Here is a 15,908-nt window from a genome sequence, read left to right on the forward strand (position 1 = left end):
AGGAGACGACCCATGCCCCAGAACACGCCCCAGATCGACCTTGAAGCCCTTGCCGGGACCATCCGTGCCCACGAAGCGGCGCAGGGCCAACCCGTGTCGCGCATGGGCTATTTCTGCGCGCCGTTCCGGCCTGCGGATGGCCCGTTTTCCGACAAGGTGATCAAGATCTACCGCGCCCCCGGCGATGCCGCCGCGCTCGACCGGCTGGCGCAGGCCCATGACGATTACGTGGCAGCCCTGATCGCGACCGGCGTGCCGATGCCCGACACCCAGTTCGTCCTGCTGCCGCAGGGCGGTGCCCGCGTGCCGGTCATCATCCAGCAGGCGCTGCCGGAATCCTCGCTCATGCGGCCCCGGATGCAGGCCGAGGGCTTGGCCTCGACCCTCGAGATGATGGAGGCTGCGGGGCTGGTCATCGCCCGGTTCTGGAACGCTGCCGACCGGTTCGACACGCGCATCGGTTTCCATCCGTCGATCCGCAATTTCGCGGTGCTGGATGGCGAGGCGATTTTTTATGACAGCTTCCCGCCGCTGATTCACTACAGCCGTGAAGAGATGGGGCGCATGCTGCTTACCTACTCGGACAAGCGGCTGATGCGGGTCATCGGACCCTTCATGCGCCGCCGCGTCACCGGCATCCAGGACGAATGGTATTCGCCCCCCGAAACGCTCGTGGGCCTCGTGGGCTCGGCCTGCCGGCTGCGCCCGGAACATGCGGAACATTACCTGGCCTGGGGCCGCGACTTCGTGCGCCGCGAGATGCCGCGCTGGGCGGACGAGGCGCTGGAGGGGCTGCGCGAGGCCCCCCGTCTGCCGGGCTACTGGACTGGCTTCCGCAAGCTGCTGGGCCTGCAGGGGGAACCCAACGTCTGAGCCGCTGCCGCAATCACGCGGCCAGAAGCCGCACCTTGCCCAGCGTCTTCTCGGCCTTGCGGCGCAGCTTGACCTCGCGCTCGATGAGCTGATCGCAGAGCTTGCCCACAAAGGCAGATGAGGCCTGCCAGAACGGATTGTCCGCCTCGCCATCGTAAAGTGCAAGGTCTAGCGCCTTGACCCCGGTGTTGGGGTAGGAGGCCGTCAGCCCGTAGAAATGCCCGGTCCGCCCGAGCAGTTCGTCGTAACTGCTGCCGCACAGCACGTAGCCGTGGGCCGACTGCCCTTCGGCGAACTTCGGATCGGTCACGCGCCAGTCGAGGTACGGCGCGTCCGTTCCGTAGCGGTCAGCGAAAGCCTTGTTCATGGCCTCGGCGACATGTTCCCCGAACTTCCCGTTGGCCAGTGCGTCGGTGCCTTCCTTCTTGCGGATCGACTTGGGGTCGAGCCCGAGGGCGAACCTCAGGATGTAGAACAGAACGGCCGCCGCCGCGAGGATCAGGAAGCCGATGAAGAACGCCCCGATCAGAGCGACCGCCAGCCCTACACCCGCCAGTGCCATGACAGCCATGACTTCCCCGCCGAAATCATCATCGTTCGTCTTGCTCATCGTCGTCCCAATGCCTGCCCCGTGTGGGGCCGGTCCCTCTGCTGAATTGGTCCGTCCTAGGTCGGAAATAAGAAGCCGATCATGTCCAGAATTTTGCGATATCAAAAAGATAGAAGGTGTCTAAGCCCATGTTGCGGGGTGCCCACCGCGCTGACCGGAACCGGTGCACAGGCAAACGGCCCGCCGCGTGTTGTCGCGGCAGGCCGTTCGGAACAGGAGGGGTGATGGCCAACTCAGGCGGCGGTGATGTTCACTGCCGCGGTGTCCTGCCCGTGATCCGCGAGGGCCTTGTCGGTAAGCTCGTGCGCGATCATGGCGCGGATCACGTCGGGCGGCGCGGTCGCCACGTCGATGCCGATACGCGCGCATGCGGCAAAGTTTTCCGCCGTGCGGATCGAGGCGGCAAGGATCTGCGTCTCGTAGCCATAGTTGTCGTAGATCTGGCGGATTTCCTTCACCAGCCCGAGCCCGTCCTGCCCCGTGTCCTCGAGCCGCCCCACGAACGGCGACACGAAGGTCGCTCCAGCCTTGGTGGCCAGCAGCGCCTGCGCGGCGGTGAAGCACAGGGTGACGTTGACCATCCGGCCAGCGCCGGTCAGCACCTTGCAGGCGCGCAGGCCCTCGAAGGTCATGGGCAGCTTGACGGCGACGTTGGGGGCCACGTCCGACAGAGCGCATCCTTGGTCAACCATGCTTTCGCAATCTCCGGCCTGCAAGTCCACGGACACCGGGCCTTCGACCGCCTCGCAAATCTCGGCAACCAGCTCGTCCACCGGGCGTCCGGTGGCGCTGATCAGCTCCGGGGTGGTTGTGACCCCATCGACAAAGCCTCCGTCCACGAGGTCTCGGATCGATTCCACATCTGCGGTGTCTACGAAGAATTTCATGGCAGTGGGCCCTCCCGGCATCGCTTGGCATTCGGCTGCGCGTGTCTTACCCAAGCAGGAATGAGCCATTAAAGTTCCCGGTGCGGCGCCGGGGCAAACGGAAAATCTCTTGCCATGGATGCGTTCTACGACGAAGGCCAGCTGGTCGCGGTACTGACCACCCAGCCGCTGGGCCGCCCCCTCGATTACAAGGCTCCCGCCGGCGGCTGCTGGGAGGGGGCGTATGTCGAGGTGCCGCTTGGCCCGCGCAAGGTGCTGGGCGTGGTCTGGGGGCCAGGGCAGGGCGATTTCGACTATAACAAGGTGCGTCCCGTCATCCGGGTGCTCGATGCGGCGCCCATGCGCGAAGAACTGCGCGAGTTCCTCGTGCGGGCGGCGGATTACACCCTGACGCCCATGCCCGCCATGCTGCGCCTTGCCACCCGCGCGCCGGGCCTTGGCGAGGCGCCGTCGACCCGCCGCATCTACCGCATCGGGGACGACGAGCCCGAGCGCATGACCGACGCGCGCCGCCGCGTGCTCGAGGTGCTGCGCGATCTCGGCGGGCTGTCCCTGACCCAGAAGGAACTGGCCGAGGCTGCCGGCGTCACGCCATCGGTTATCAAGGGGCTGGCAAAGCAGGGCGCGGTGCGCGAAGAGGACGCCCCTCGCGACACCGCCTTCCCGCGGCTTGATCCCGACTATGACGGCAAGGCGCTGGCGCCCGACCAGCAGACGGCGGCGGATGCGCTGCGGGCGGGGGTGGTATCGGGGCGCTATGGCACGACCTTGCTTAAGGGCGTCACCGGGTCGGGCAAGACCGAAGTCTACCTCGAAGCGGTGGCCGAATGCCTTGCGCAGGGGCGGCAGGGCCTCGTGCTGCTGCCCGAGATCGCGCTGACCTCGGAATTCCTGACGCGGGTCGAGGCACGGTTCGGCGCAAAGCCCGCCGAATGGCATTCCGGCGTTACCTCGACCGAACGGCGGCGGGTCTGGCGGCAGATCTCGGAAGGCGGGGCGCAGCTGGTGGTCGGAGCGCGTTCGGCGCTGTTCCTGCCCTACCGCGATCTTGGCCTCATCGTTGTCGACGAAGAACACGACACCTCCTACAAACAGGAGGAGGGCGTGTTCTACAACGCCCGCGACATGGCCGTTCTGCGCGCGTCCATCACCAAGGCGCGGGTGGTGTTGGCCTCGGCCACGCCGTCGCTTGAAAGCTGGGCGAATGCCGATGCGGGCAAGTACGAACGGCTCGACCTCGTGTCGCGCTTCGGTGCCTCGGTGATGCCGGAGATGCGGGCCATCGACATGCGCGGGCAGGAGCTGCCGTCGAACCGATGGGTGTCGCCCGCGCTGGCCGCTCATGTGCGCGCCCGCATCGAAAAGGGCGAACAGGCAATGCTGTTCATCAACCGGCGCGGCTATGCCCCGGTGACCATCTGCCGGGCCTGCGGGCACCAGGTGGCCTGCCCCCATTGCGATGCGCGCATGGTCGAACACCGCTTCCTTGGGCGGCTTGTCTGCCACCAGTGCGGCGAAACGCAGCCCAAACCCGAGGCCTGCCCGGAATGCCATGCCGAGGACAAGCTGGCCGCCGTCGGTCCCGGCGTCGAACGTCTTGCCGAGGAGGCCGCCGAGCTCTTCCCCGAAGCGCGCCTTGCGGTGCTGTCCTCGGACCTGTTCGGGTCGGCCCGGGCGCTCAAGGACGAAATCGCCAAGATCGCCACGGGCGGCGCAGACATCATCATCGGCACCCAGCTGGTGGCCAAGGGGCACAACTTCCCCAAGCTGACGCTGGTGGGTGTGATCGACAGTGACCTCGGGCTTCAGGGCTCGGACCTGCGGGCTGCCGAACGAACCTTCCAGCTGATGCGGCAGGTGGCGGGCCGAGCAGGGCGGGCGGAACGTCCCGGCGTTGCATTGATGCAGACCTATCAGCCCGAACACCCGGTGATCCGAGCGATCCTGTCCGGCGACGAAGAGGCGTTCTGGAAGGCCGAAGCGGACGAGCGCCGCGTTGCCGGGATGCCCCCCTATGGTCGGCTGGCCGGGATCATTTTGTCGTCAACCGAATCGCAGGAGGTTTTTGACCTTGGCAACGCCATGGCGCGGCAGGACGGGCCGCTGCGGCGCATCGGCGCGCAGGTCTACGGGCCTGCGCCCGCGCCCATCGCGCGGGTGCGCGGTCGTCACCGGGTGCGGCTTTTGGTCAAGGCCGCCAAGGGCACCGTGCTGCAACCGGCGCTGGCCGAATGGGCCGCGCAGTTCCGCCTCAAGGGCGAATTGCGCATGGCCATCGACATCGATCCGCAGAGTTTCTTCTGACGTCAGACCCGCGCCTACCGGTCAGCCTGAAAAACACCGTCCTCGCGGGATGCCGCTGCGTGCAGACCGACGCCTGTGCCATGCATCCCGTTGCCCGCCCTGCCGTCCTGCAAGGAACTGGCCCGACGGAGTGGCTGTCGCCATCACCTGCTCGTTTTCCGTAACGGATGCCGCGATCCCGCCTTCGACACTGCCCCGGAAGATCCCTTGCGGATCAGGGCAGGCATGATGCCTTGGCCTCCTCTCCGAGCGCAGCTGCGGCACTCAGCAGGCTGCCATCGGTCCGGCGTGAGGGATCGAGGCCGGGCCGACACCCGCAAGCCGCCCGGCGCTGAGGCGGCGGGCCGAGGGGCGGGCAGAACAGGGCAGGAGCAGTCAGCTGGTGGTGTCGGTCCCATTCGGACCGACACCACCATCGCGGGTCAGCCCGCGGGCTTGCGGACGCGGCTGCGCGGGGCGCGGGGGGCGACCTTGGTTTCGATGTGGCCGATGATGAGGCTCGCTATGTCCTTCTGAGAGGTCTTCTCGATCCCCTCCAGCCCCGGCGAGCTGTTCACCTCGAGCACCTTCGGCCCGTCCTCGCCACGCAGCAGGTCGACGCCTGCCGCATCGAGCTTCATCACCCGTGCGGCGCGGATCGCCACCTCGCGTTCCGCCTTGGAGATGCGGACGGTTTCGGCCGTGCCGCCCTGATGCAGGTTGGAGCGGAAATCGTCCGGCTTGCCCTTGCGCCGCATCGACGCCACCACCTTGCCGCCCACCACGAAGCAACGGATGTCCTCGCCCGCGGCTTCCTTGACGAAGCTTTGCACGAGGAAGTCTGCCTTCAGCCCCTGGAAGGCCGAGATCACCGATTCCGCCGCCTTGCGGGTTTCGGCCAGCACCACGCCCTTGCCTTGCGTGCTTTCCAGCAGCTTCAGCACCAGCGGCGCGCCACCCACAAGGCTGATGAGGTTGCCCGAATCCTTGGGGCTGCGGGCAAAGGCGGTGGTGGGCATGCCGATGCGGGCCCGGGCCAGCACCTGGTGGGCGTGCAGCTTGTCACGGGACATGGTGATGCCCTCGGACCCGGCAAGGCAATAGGTGCCCATGCCTTCGAACTGGCGCACGACGGCAGTGCCGTAGGAGGTGATCGAGGCGCCGATGCGCGGGATCACCGCGTCGTAATGGGGCAGGCGGCGGCCGTCGTAATGCACTTCGCCGCCCATGCCACGGATGTTCATGTAACAGCGCGAGGTGTCGATCACCTCCATTGCGTGGCCGCGCCGTTCCGCCGCGGCGATCAGTGCGCGGGTCGAATAATTGTCCGGCTCCCGGGTCAGCACTGCAAGGCGGAGGGCGCGGCGGTGAGGCTTCTGCCGGGTGATGTCGCGGTAGGCGTCAAAGGACAGTTTGGGTTGGCAGAAGCTGGCCGAGGGGTTCACCAGCATGTCATCATCCAGCGCCGAGCGGCCCAGCAACATGCGATAGGCCATGGTGCCCCGGTCGGTCAGCGTGACCTCGATGGGCCAGCTGCGCCCGTCCATGGTGATCGTCGTCTCGATGACAAAGCGCAATTCGGTCTCGCCGTTGGACGAGGTGACCTCGCGTTGGTCCTTCATCGGGGCGGAACAGATGATCTGGAGATTCGGATCGGACGGGTCGGGGTGGATGGCAAAGCGCACCATGGGCTTGTCCGCTGTCCCGAAGGGTTCGATGGCGAAGGCATGTAACGCCGAGGTCCGCGCGCCGGTGTCCACCTTGGCACGGATTGCCGGAAGGCCGAGGTCAGGGAGGGCGAGCCATTCTTCCCACCCGAGCGTGAACTGGGTCATGATCTGGTCCTTTCATCGAGCAGGAACAGCGCCATATCGCCGCTCTGTGACAGGCACAATACGTAGCGCATCGGCCTGGTGATCCAGCGCGATTCCCCGGGCCGTCCTGCGGATTGCGGCGTCAGGGTGCCTTGTGCGCATCATCGGGAAATGCGGTGAATTTTCAGGCTGCCGCGCAGCTGTGCCTGCGAATTCGGCGCCGAAACGCCGCCGTTGCGCCAAAAATACCCCCAGCTTTTCGGGAAAGTCGCGCAATCTTGGCGTGTACCAAAGATGGAGGCTGCCATGGGTGCGCTACAAGATGGCGACGGTAAACTGTCGCTGACCACCAAGATCATCTTCGCGATGCTTGCCGGACTGGTGTTGGGGGTGATCCTCAACATGGCGGGACTCGAGACCATCAACACGCACATCGTGGGCGGCCTGTTCGGCATGATCGGGCGGATGTTCGTCAACGCGCTGCAGATGCTCGTGGTGCCGCTGGTGTTCTTCTCGCTGATCTGCGGCGTTGCGGGGATCGGGGACATCCGCATCCTTGGCCGGGTCGGGGGCAAGAGCTTCGGGCTCTACCTGCTGACCACCGGCACCGCCATCGCGCTGGCGATCATCATCGCGCTGCTGGTCGGACCGGGCAACGGCTTTGTCATGGACGGGGTCGACACCTCGGGCGTCACCGCGCGCGAGGCCCCCAGCGTGTGGGACACCTTCGCCAACATCGTGCCGCGCAACCCCGTGGCGGCCTTCACCAATGGCGAGATGCTGCAGATCATCTTCTACACCATCATCCTCGGGGTCGCGGCGCTGATGCTGGGCGAACGGTCCACGCCCTTCGTGCAGGCATGTGAGTTCATGAACGAGCTGATGATGAAGGTCGTACAGATCGTCATGGCCTTCGCCCCCATCGGTGTGTTCTGCCTCATCACCAAGACCTTCACGGAACAGGGCATCGGCCTGTTCATCCCGGTGCTGAGCTACGTCATTGTCCTCGTGGGAGCGCTATTCCTGCACCTCTTCGTGACGCTGATGGTGTATCTCAAGCTGTTCTCGGGGCTGAACCCGTTCATCTTCATGAAGAAGATCCGCCCGGCGCAGATCTTTGCCTTCTCGACCGCCTCGTCCAACGCCACCATCCCGGTGACCCTGCGCTGCGTGAACGAGCGCATGGGCGTGAACAACTCTGTGGCGTCCTTCACCGTGCCCTTCGGCGCGACGATCAACATGGACGGCACCGCGATCATGCAGGGCGTGGCGACGGTGTTCCTGGCCAATGTCTACGGCATCGACCTGGGGGTCGGCGGCTATGTCACCGTGATCGCCATGGCGGTCCTTGCCTCGATCGGCACCGCCGGGGTGCCGGGCGTCGGCCTTGTCATGCTGACCATGGTGCTGACGCAGGTGGGCCTGCCCATCGAAGGCATCGCGCTGATCCTCGGAGTTGACCGGCTGATGGACATGATCCGCACTGCGGTGAACATCACTGGCGACGCGGTGGTGACCACCATTGTGGCCAAGACCGAGGGGCAGATGGACATGAACACATACGCCGATCCCACCGCTGGCGATCTGGTGGGGGACAACCTGGGGATCAATGAGGATGCCGAGCATGTGCTGGCCAGTGCGGCGCACAAGCCTGCCGAGTGATCCCTTTGGCCGCCAATGATCCAGCGGGGCGCCGTTTGCGGCGCCCCGTCTGGCGTTCGGGGGAGGGTCTCCCCCATCGGGCGGCTGATCCTGCCGGTCTCCAGTCGGCTGGAGGCCTATAGCGTGCAGCCCGGAGACACGCTGAGTGCCATCGCGCAGGCAAGTACGGCACGGGGGATCTCGCGCCGAGCCTTGCCGCCAACCAGCAGGGTCTGGCCGGTCCGGGCCTCATCGTCTCAGGTCAGACCCCGCGCATGCCGCGCAGCGACGTCTGAGCCCGGGGAGCTTGCGACAAGGACAGCGCGGCCACGTTCAGCCAAGCCAAGGATAACCCCAGACGCGGAAACCAGCACCACGGACACACGGGCGGCATCGCCGGCGGCACTGCGCACCGGCCACGAAAAAGGCGCGGACCGGCGGGCCCGCGCCTTGCCACGGATGGGGCTGCCGTCAGTGCCCGGCGATCATCTCGGACTGCTTCACGATCACCTCGGCCTGCTTGATCGAGGCGAGGTCCACGAGGCGGCCCTTGTAGACCGTGGCACCTTCGCCCTTGGCCTTGGCCTCTTCCATGGCGTCGAGGATCTCGCGCGCTTCGGAGACAGCCTTATCGGACGGGGTGAAAACCTCGTTGGCCAGCGTCACCTGCTTGGGGTGGATCGCCCATTTGCCCACCATCCCTAGCGTGGCCGAGCGCAGCGCCTGCGCGCGGTAGCCTTCGTCATCCGAGAAATCGCCGAAGGGGCCGTCCACGGGCAGCACGCCATGGGTCCGGCAGGCGGCGACGATAGCGGCCTGCGCCCAGTGCCACGGATCGGACCAGTGCTTCGCGCCCTCGTGCAGCATGTAGTAGTTTTCCTGCGTGCCACCGATACCTGTGGTCGCCATGCCCATGGAGGCGGCGAAATCCGCCGCGCCAAGGCTCATGGCCTCGAGGCGCGGAGAGGCGGCGGCAATCTGTTCCACATGGGCGATACCGGCGGCAGATTCGATGATCACTTCGAACTTGATCGGCTTGGCGCGGCCCTTGGCGCGCTCTACCGCCGTGACCAGCGCGTCCACGGCATAGAGGTCTTCGGCACAGCCCACCTTGGGGATCATGATCTGGTCGAGCCGGTCGCTCGATTTCTCCAGCAGGTCCACCACGTCGCGATACCAGTAGGGGGTATCAAGGCCGTTGATCCGTACCGACAGGGTCTTCTTGCCCCAGTCGATGTCGCCGATGGCCTGAATGATGTTGTCGCGCGCGCTCTCCTTGTCGGTAGGCGCGACGCTGTCCTCGAGGTCGAGGTTGATGACGTCCGCCGCCGAGCCGGCCATCTTCTCGAAGATCGCGGGACGCGAGCCTGGGCCGAACAGCTGGCAGCGGTTCGGACGGGCGGCGGGGCTGGGCTGGATGCGGAAGCTCATGGTTTCTCCTGTAACGGCTATAGGCGCGTAACTATGTTTCGTTATTCCCTTCAGTTTGGTTATTAAATTGCCGCGCGTGAGGCAAGGGGATTTTCTGCGCCTGCATCATGGGACCTTGGTCAGAGAGGCGCGTCGCCTGGGGCGAGCGCCGCGTGCAAGACCCGGTCCACCTCGCGGCTGAGCGGCAGCCGCCCGTGCAGGACGTCTTCCTGGGGATGCCAAGCGGCCTCGAACACGTCATCCTGTCCCTGCGGCGTGCCCGAGACATGACTGCACTGTACCGCCACGAGGTAGAAATGGTGGGTGACCACGCCTGCCTCGGTGCGGGCAAACGTATCGAGGCCCATGAGGCTGCGGACCGGCGCGGCGATGACGCCGGTTTCCTCGAAAAGCTCGCGCACGGCGGCCTCGGCGGTGGTTTCGCCGAAATTCACATGGCCGCCGGGATAGCCCCAGAGCCCGGCATCGGGCGGGTTCCTGCGCCGTACCAGCAGCACCTGGTCCCCCTTGAGGACCACGGCGAGGGCGGCAAGTTTCGGTGTGGTCATGAGCGGCCTTATCCCTGCGGTTGTTCCGCGAGTCTCGGGGGGCAGGCGGTGAAGATCAAGCGGCGCTTCACCTGCCGTGGGGATCGTGAAGGGGCCTTGGGATGAGGTCTTGGGGAGCGTTGGAAAATAATTTGTGCAGATGCCTCTCTTGCGGGAGATTCTTCGCAACGGGTCATGCGGCAACCGCGAAAACGGCATCGCATTGCATCACGCCCGCGCTAGTGTCCGTCAAAACCGCGGTGCGTGGGCCATGGCCCCCATACGCGGCACGGGCCGTCCGGCCCGACACAAGCAGGGGCCGACAGCCCCGTGACCAATGAGGGCCAGCGGCCCCGTGACTGACAAGGAGACTGCCATGATCGAGACCCCCTATCTGCTGTTCCTCGGCGATGCGCCCGATGCGCTTGCCGCCAAGGTTGCCCAGGGGATCAAGGACTGGCGCCCCGAGAATTGCGTGGGCCAGCTGCGCCTTGACGGCTGCAAGGCCGACATGAAGCTGCAGGACATGACCCTTGCAGAAGCCAAGGCCGCTGGCGCCAAGACGCTGGTGATCGGCGTGGCAAACCGGGGCGGCGTGATCTCGCAGACCTGGAAGAAGGTGCTGATCGAGGCACTGGAAGAGGGCTTTGACCTTGCCTCGGGTCTGCACAACCTGCTGCGCGACGAGGAAGATCTTGCCGCCGTGGCCAAGGCCACCGGCCAGAACCTTTGGGACGTGCGCATTCCCAACGTCAAGTATCCCATCGCCAATGGTGAGCCGCGCAAGGGCAAGCGCCTGCTGGCCGTGGGCACCGACTGTTCCGTGGGCAAGATGTACACCGCGCTGGCGCTGGATGCCTGCATGCGTGAGCGTGGGATGAAATCCACCTTCCGCGCTACGGGCCAGACCGGCATCCTCATCACCGGCGACGGTGTGCCTCTGGATGCGGTGATCGCCGATTTCATGGCCGGGTCGATCGAGTACCTGACCCCCGACAACGACGACGATCACTGGGACATCATCGAGGGGCAGGGCTCGCTGTTCCACGTGTCCTATTCCGGTGTCACCATGGCACTGGTGCATGGCGGCCAGCCCGATGCGCTGATCCTGTGCCACGAGCCGACCCGCGAGCACATGCGCGGCCTGCCGGGCTACAAGCTGCCGACCCTCGAGGCGGTGCGCGACGTGGCGCTGCAGCTGGCGCAGGTGGCCAACCCCGAGTGCAAGGTGATCGGCGTGTCGATCAACACCCAGCACATGGGTGACCAGGAAGCGCTTGATTACTGCGCCGAGGTCGAGGCCAAGCTGGGCCTGCCCACGGTGGATCCGTTCCGCCACGGCGCCGAGCGGCTTGCGGAGGCGGTTGCCGCCTACTGAGCCTTTTGGCAGGTTCGCGAGATTGCCTTGCGGCGGTGCGTGTTGCGCCGCCGCTGGTGCGTATTTGGAAAGAGAAGAAGGGCAGGGTCCTCGTGATAGACGTAACGCGCGACACGTATCGACTGGCACAGGTGTTCACCATCTCCCGCGGGAGCAGGACCGAGGCGAAGGTGCTGACGGTGAAGGTAACGCGCGGCGGCGTCACCGGCTGGGGCGAATGCGTGCCCTATGCCCGCTACGACGAGACGCTGGACAGCGTCGAGGCCGAGATCCGGGGCCTGCCCGAGGATGTCACCCGCGAGGCGCTTCAGGGCCTCCTGCCCGCCGGGGCGGCCCGCAACGCGGTGGATTGCGCGCTGTGGGATCTCGAGGCGAAGGCGTCGGGCAAGCGGGTCTGGGAGATGCTGGGCATGGCGGCTCCGCGGCCGGAGGTTACCGCCTATACCCTCTCGCTGGACACGCCCGAGGCCATGCAGGCGCAGGCGGCCAAGAATGCCTTTCGCCCCTTGTTGAAGATCAAGCTGGGCACCCCCGACGACATGGCGAGGCTCGAGGCCGTGCGCGCCGGCGCGCCGGACAGCACCATCATCGTCGATGCCAACGAGGGCTGGAGCGCCGAGGTTTACGCCGATCTTGCGCCGCATCTCGTGCGCCTTGGCGTCGCGCTGGTGGAACAGCCGCTGCCTGCCGGTGACGACGAGGCGCTGATCGGCATGGACCGCCCGGTGCCTGTCTGTGCCGACGAGAGCGCCCATGACCGCAGCTCCTTGCCGAAGCTCAAGGGCAAGTACGACATCGTCAACATCAAGCTCGACAAGACCGGCGGCCTGACCGAGGCGCTGGCGCTGCGCGAGGCGGCGCTGGCCGAGGGCTATGGCGTCTTCGTCGGCTGCATGGTGGGCTCGTCGCTGGCCATGGCGCCTGCGGTCCTGCTGGCGCAGGGCGCAAGTTACGTGGACCTCGATGGCCCGCTGCTGCTCGGGGAGGACCGCGAGGTGCCGCTGCGTTTCGACGAGTACGGGGTGCATCCATCGGACCCGGCGCTCTGGGGGTGAGGCATGTCAGTCGAGGCTCTGGACCCTGCAGGCTTCGGTGCCGTCCATGACGGTGTTGCCGAGGCGCGGGCTGCCGGGGTCCTCGATCTCGACACAGAGGCGGAACTCGGTGTCCGACAGCCGTTCGTAACGCACGTCTTCGGCCATGGCCGAGAGGGTGCCGCCGCTCGGGGCGCAGTCAGTCGGATCAAAGGTTTCCGGCAGGTCGGCGCGGTCCGCAAGGCAAGTGCGCACACTGTAGGACAGGGTGTCGAGATCCGACAGATGGGCCCGGTCGCGGGCCTGCATGCGTCCCTTTGCTGGCCCTCCGGTGGCGGTGAAGGTCAGCACGGCGGTCAGTGCGGCAAGGCCCAGCAGGGCGGCAGTCGCCGGGGTGCGGCCCCGGTCCTGCCGGAAGTAGCCCAGCACCAGCACCGCCATGCCCGCCACTGTCAGCGCCTTGGCGATGAAGCGCGACGAGAGCGCACCGTCGAGGTAACTGAAGATGACGTAGAGCGCATCGCTCAGCAAAACCATTGCCGCGATGAGAATGGCAATGGAAGACAGCCACCGTCGCACGGTGCCATGCCTGCGTGCGGGATCTTCCACAAGGCTGCGGCGGTCGGCGCGGTCAAGCAGCCAGAATGTGGGCGCAAAGACGATCAGGGCTGCAAGCGACCAGCGCGCGGTGCCCGCTCCGCCGATGTAGCGGGTGGTGGGATCGGCGAGCCACAGATCGATCTGGCCGAAGAGCAGCGCCAGCACCTGGCCCGACACCATGCCGAAGGTGATAAACAGCAGCGCATAGAACAGCGCGTCGCGGGCGGCGGTGCTGCGCACGGGGCGCGGGATTGCGCCGGCGGCGCCGGGGGTGTCGGACCACGCGGCGAGCGCGGCGTCCGCCTCGCGGTCGGTCCAGCCTTCTGCGATGAGCTCGGCCCGGAGCACCGGTTTGGGGATGCCCGCGCCGATGGCGCTGCCGATCCAGCTGCCGAGTCTGTCTTGATCTGCCATCCGTCTGCCTTTCCGGTTGCTGCCATCGGATCTAGGGCTGCGATGGGCATTTGTCATCGGAGCGCGGGCGGGCTAACGCTGTCGCGCCGTCACGTTACACGCGGGGGCGCGGCCACGGAGCCCGCCCCACAACCCAAGGAGCTTTGGCCATGACCCGTACCGTTTATGTCAACGGAGACTACCTGCCTGAGGACGAGGCGAAGATCTCGATCTTCGACCGTGCCTTCCTGATGGCGGATGGCGTCTACGAGGTGACCTCGGTCCTCGGTGGCAAGCTGATCGACTTCGACGGCCACCTGAAGCGGCTCGAGCGGTCGCTGAACGAACTCGAGATCAAGAAGCCCGCCGCCTTCGACGATCTGATCGAGATCCACCGCAAGCTCGTGGAGCTCAACGGCATCGACGAGGGGCTGGTGTATCTGCAGGTGACGCGCGGTGCCCCCGGCGACCGGGATTTCGCCTTCCCGGACCCCGAGACCACCGAGCCGACGCTGGTGCTGTTCACCCAGGCCAAGCCGGGGCTGGCGGACAGCCCGGCGGCGAAGACCGGCATCAAGGTGATCTCCATCGACGACATCCGCTGGGGCCGCCGCGACATCAAGACGGTGCAGCTTCTTTACCCGTCCATGGGCAAGATGATGGCCAAGAAGGCCGGTGCCGATGACGCGTGGATGGTCGAGGATGGTTTCGTCACCGAGGGCACGTCGAACAACGCCTATATCGTCAAGGACGGCGTCATCATCACCCGGAACCTCGGCACCGACATCCTGCATGGCATCACCCGCGCCGCTGTCCTGCGCTTTGCCCGCGAGGCGCAGATGAAGGTCGAGGAACGTCCCTTTACCATCGACGAGGTGAAGGCGGCGGATGAGGCGTTCTTTACCTCGGCTTCGGCATTCGTGATGCCGGTGGTGGCCATGGACGGCGAGACCATCGGGGACGGTGTGCCGGGTCCGGTGTCGCTGCGCTTGCGCGAGATCTACCTCGAGGAAAGCCGCGCCGTGGCGGTGTGATCGCTGTGCCATGAGGATTGGCGGCCGGGGTGCGATGCCCCGGCCGTTTTCATTTGGAGGGGTGGGGACGCCTCCGGCGGGCGTATTTTCAAAGAGAAGAAGAGGCCGGCTGCACCTTTGCCCAAGCGGCGGCATTGCGGCCTGCCGCGAGGCCGGTGGCGAGGCTCGCGGTGAGCAGGTAGCCGCCCGTCGGGGCCTCCCAGTCGAGCATTTCCCCGGCGCAGTAGGTGCCGGGGCGGGCGCGGAGCATGAGCCGGTCGTCGAGTTCGGAGAAGGGCAGGCCGCCGGCGGTGGAGATCGCCTCGTCCAGCGGGCGCAGACCGTCGTGGGAGACTTCCAGCCGCTTGATCTGCCGGGCAAGGCTCGCGGCGTCGTTGGGCAGGGGGCGGGCGCATTCCAGCAGCAGGGCGCGGGTGGCGGCCGACAGGCCCGCCGCCTTGCGCAGGTGGTTCGACAGGCTCTCGCGTGAGCGGCGGCGTTTGAGCCTTGCGGCGAGCGTGTCTTCCGGGAGGTCCGGGGCAAGGTCGATGAAGAGCGGATGCCCCTCACGGATCGCGGGGGTGAGCGGGTAGAGCCCGCCACCCTCGAGGCCGCGGGCGGAGATCACCGCCTCGCCGCGCGAGGTAAGGGCACCTGCCGAAAGGCCAATGCCCTTGAGCGGAGCGCCGAAATGAGGCTGCATGTGGTCGGACCATGCCTTGAGCAGGCCTGCGTTTGACGGGGCGAAGGGGGTGGTGGCGATGCCATCTGCCTCGAGGATATGTGCCCAGTCCCCATCGGAGCCGAGCCGCGCCCAGCTGGCGCCGCCGAGTGCAAGGACGGTGGTTTTCGCAATCACCTGCGCGGTGCCCTGGGGGATGTCGAAGGTGGCCGCTGGACCATTCCAGCCGGTCCAGCGCCAGCGGGTGCGTCGGTCGATCGCCCGCTCTTCGGCATTCCTGCCTTCGGTCTTGCTGTCTTCACCCGACCCGCCGTCCGCACCCATGCCGCCCGTATCCATGCCACCCGCATCCATGCCGTCCAGCCGCGCCAGCCACGCACGCAGCAACGGCGAGGCCTTCATCGCTTTGGGGAAGACCCGGCCGGTGCTTCCGGTGAAAGTCTCCTGCCCCAGTGCCTCGGCCCACGCGGTGACCGCCGCGGGAGGCAGCGCCTCTAGGTAGGGGCGCAGGTGCGGCGCGGCGGTGCCGTAGTGGCTCAGGAAGGCCTCGAAGGGCTCGTCCTTCGTGATGTTGAGGCCCGACTTGCCCGCCATCAACAGCTTGCGCGCCACCGAGGGTTTGTGTTCGGCCAAAACTACGCGACAGCCCGCCTGCAAAAGCGCCTCGGAGGCCATGAGCCCGGCGGGGCCCGCGCCGATGACCAGCGCGTCGGTGTGGAGGGTCAGGGGGGGCAGGGCGGTT

Annotated in this window: 13 protein-coding genes; 6 read left to right on the forward strand and 7 right to left on the reverse strand. The window is 66.6% G+C overall.

Annotated elements, in window-relative coordinates:
* Positions 1 to 12: 12 nt before the first annotated feature.
* On the forward strand, positions 13 to 873 hold the full coding sequence (locus IEX41_RS09430) for a DUF6206 family protein (protein WP_188789987.1): 861 nt from the start codon (positions 13 to 15) through the stop codon (positions 871 to 873).
* Between the two features lie 13 nt (positions 874 to 886).
* Here IEX41_RS09430 and IEX41_RS09435 read toward each other — a convergent pair whose 3' ends face one another.
* Both IEX41_RS09435 and IEX41_RS09440 read right to left on the reverse strand, forming a co-directional pair.
* Positions 887 to 1,483 carry a hypothetical protein gene (locus tag IEX41_RS09435; RefSeq protein WP_188789988.1) on the reverse strand — a complete coding sequence of 199 codons (597 nt, stop codon included), beginning with the start codon at positions 1,481 to 1,483 and terminating at the stop codon, positions 887 to 889.
* 233 nt (positions 1,484 to 1,716) lie between these two features.
* The gene (locus IEX41_RS09440; RefSeq protein ID WP_188789989.1) at positions 1,717 to 2,370 is read right to left on the reverse strand and encodes a transaldolase family protein; all 654 of its coding nucleotides are present in this window, start codon (positions 2,368 to 2,370) and stop codon (positions 1,717 to 1,719) included.
* 114 nt (positions 2,371 to 2,484) lie between these two features.
* On the opposite strand from IEX41_RS09440, the gene IEX41_RS09445 reads away from it, so the two are divergent.
* Entirely contained in the window at positions 2,485 to 4,674 is a 2,190-nt protein-coding gene (locus IEX41_RS09445) for a primosomal protein N' (RefSeq protein ID WP_188789990.1), read from the forward strand.
* A 422-nt stretch (positions 4,675 to 5,096) separates the two neighbouring features.
* On the opposite strand, the gene rimK is transcribed toward IEX41_RS09445, so the two are convergent.
* Positions 5,097 to 6,488 carry a 30S ribosomal protein S6--L-glutamate ligase gene (gene rimK / locus IEX41_RS09450; protein WP_188789991.1) on the reverse strand — a complete coding sequence of 464 codons (1,392 nt, stop codon included), beginning with the start codon at positions 6,486 to 6,488 and terminating at the stop codon, positions 5,097 to 5,099.
* Between the two features lie 285 nt (positions 6,489 to 6,773).
* Here rimK and IEX41_RS09455 point away from each other — a divergent pair, with 285 nt between their 5' ends.
* The gene (locus IEX41_RS09455) at positions 6,774 to 8,129 is read left to right on the forward strand and encodes a dicarboxylate/amino acid:cation symporter (protein ID WP_188789992.1); all 1,356 of its coding nucleotides are present in this window, start codon (positions 6,774 to 6,776) and stop codon (positions 8,127 to 8,129) included.
* Between the two features lie 450 nt (positions 8,130 to 8,579).
* Here IEX41_RS09455 and IEX41_RS09460 read toward each other — a convergent pair whose 3' ends face one another.
* Entirely contained in the window at positions 8,580 to 9,539 is a 960-nt protein-coding gene (locus IEX41_RS09460) for an L-malyl-CoA/beta-methylmalyl-CoA lyase (RefSeq protein WP_188789993.1), read from the reverse strand.
* A gap of 119 nt (positions 9,540 to 9,658) precedes the next feature.
* Entirely contained in the window at positions 9,659 to 10,087 is a 429-nt protein-coding gene (locus IEX41_RS09465; protein WP_188789994.1) for an NUDIX hydrolase, read from the reverse strand.
* Positions 10,088 to 10,442: 355 nt separating this feature from the next.
* On the opposite strand from IEX41_RS09465, the gene dgcN reads away from it, so the two are divergent.
* A complete protein-coding gene (gene dgcN, locus IEX41_RS09470) occupies positions 10,443 to 11,444 on the forward strand; it encodes an N-acetyltransferase DgcN (protein ID WP_188789995.1) in 1,002 nt (333 codons plus the stop codon).
* Between the two features lie 92 nt (positions 11,445 to 11,536).
* Positions 11,537 to 12,499, forward strand: a complete 963-nt coding sequence (gene dgcA / locus IEX41_RS09475; protein ID WP_188789996.1) for an N-acetyl-D-Glu racemase DgcA — start codon at positions 11,537 to 11,539, stop codon at positions 12,497 to 12,499.
* 6 nt (positions 12,500 to 12,505) lie between these two features.
* On the opposite strand, the gene IEX41_RS09480 is transcribed toward dgcA, so the two are convergent.
* A complete protein-coding gene (locus IEX41_RS09480) occupies positions 12,506 to 13,492 on the reverse strand; it encodes a DUF5671 domain-containing protein (protein ID WP_188789997.1) in 987 nt (328 codons plus the stop codon).
* 149 nt (positions 13,493 to 13,641) lie between these two features.
* Between IEX41_RS09480 and IEX41_RS09485 the strand changes: the two genes are divergently transcribed.
* Positions 13,642 to 14,505, forward strand: coding sequence for a D-amino-acid transaminase (locus tag IEX41_RS09485; protein ID WP_188789998.1), 864 nt, complete (start codon positions 13,642 to 13,644; stop codon positions 14,503 to 14,505).
* Between the two features lie 88 nt (positions 14,506 to 14,593).
* Here IEX41_RS09485 and IEX41_RS09490 read toward each other — a convergent pair whose 3' ends face one another.
* Positions 14,594 to 15,892: a TIGR03862 family flavoprotein gene (locus IEX41_RS09490; protein ID WP_277874171.1), complete on the reverse strand. Its 1,299-nt coding sequence runs from the start codon at positions 15,890 to 15,892 to the stop codon at positions 14,594 to 14,596.
* Positions 15,893 to 15,908: the final 16 nt, after the last annotated feature.

The sequence above is a fragment of the Salipiger pallidus genome, assembly GCF_014643635.1.
Lineage (GTDB): Bacteria > Pseudomonadota > Alphaproteobacteria > Rhodobacterales > Rhodobacteraceae > Salipiger > Salipiger pallidus.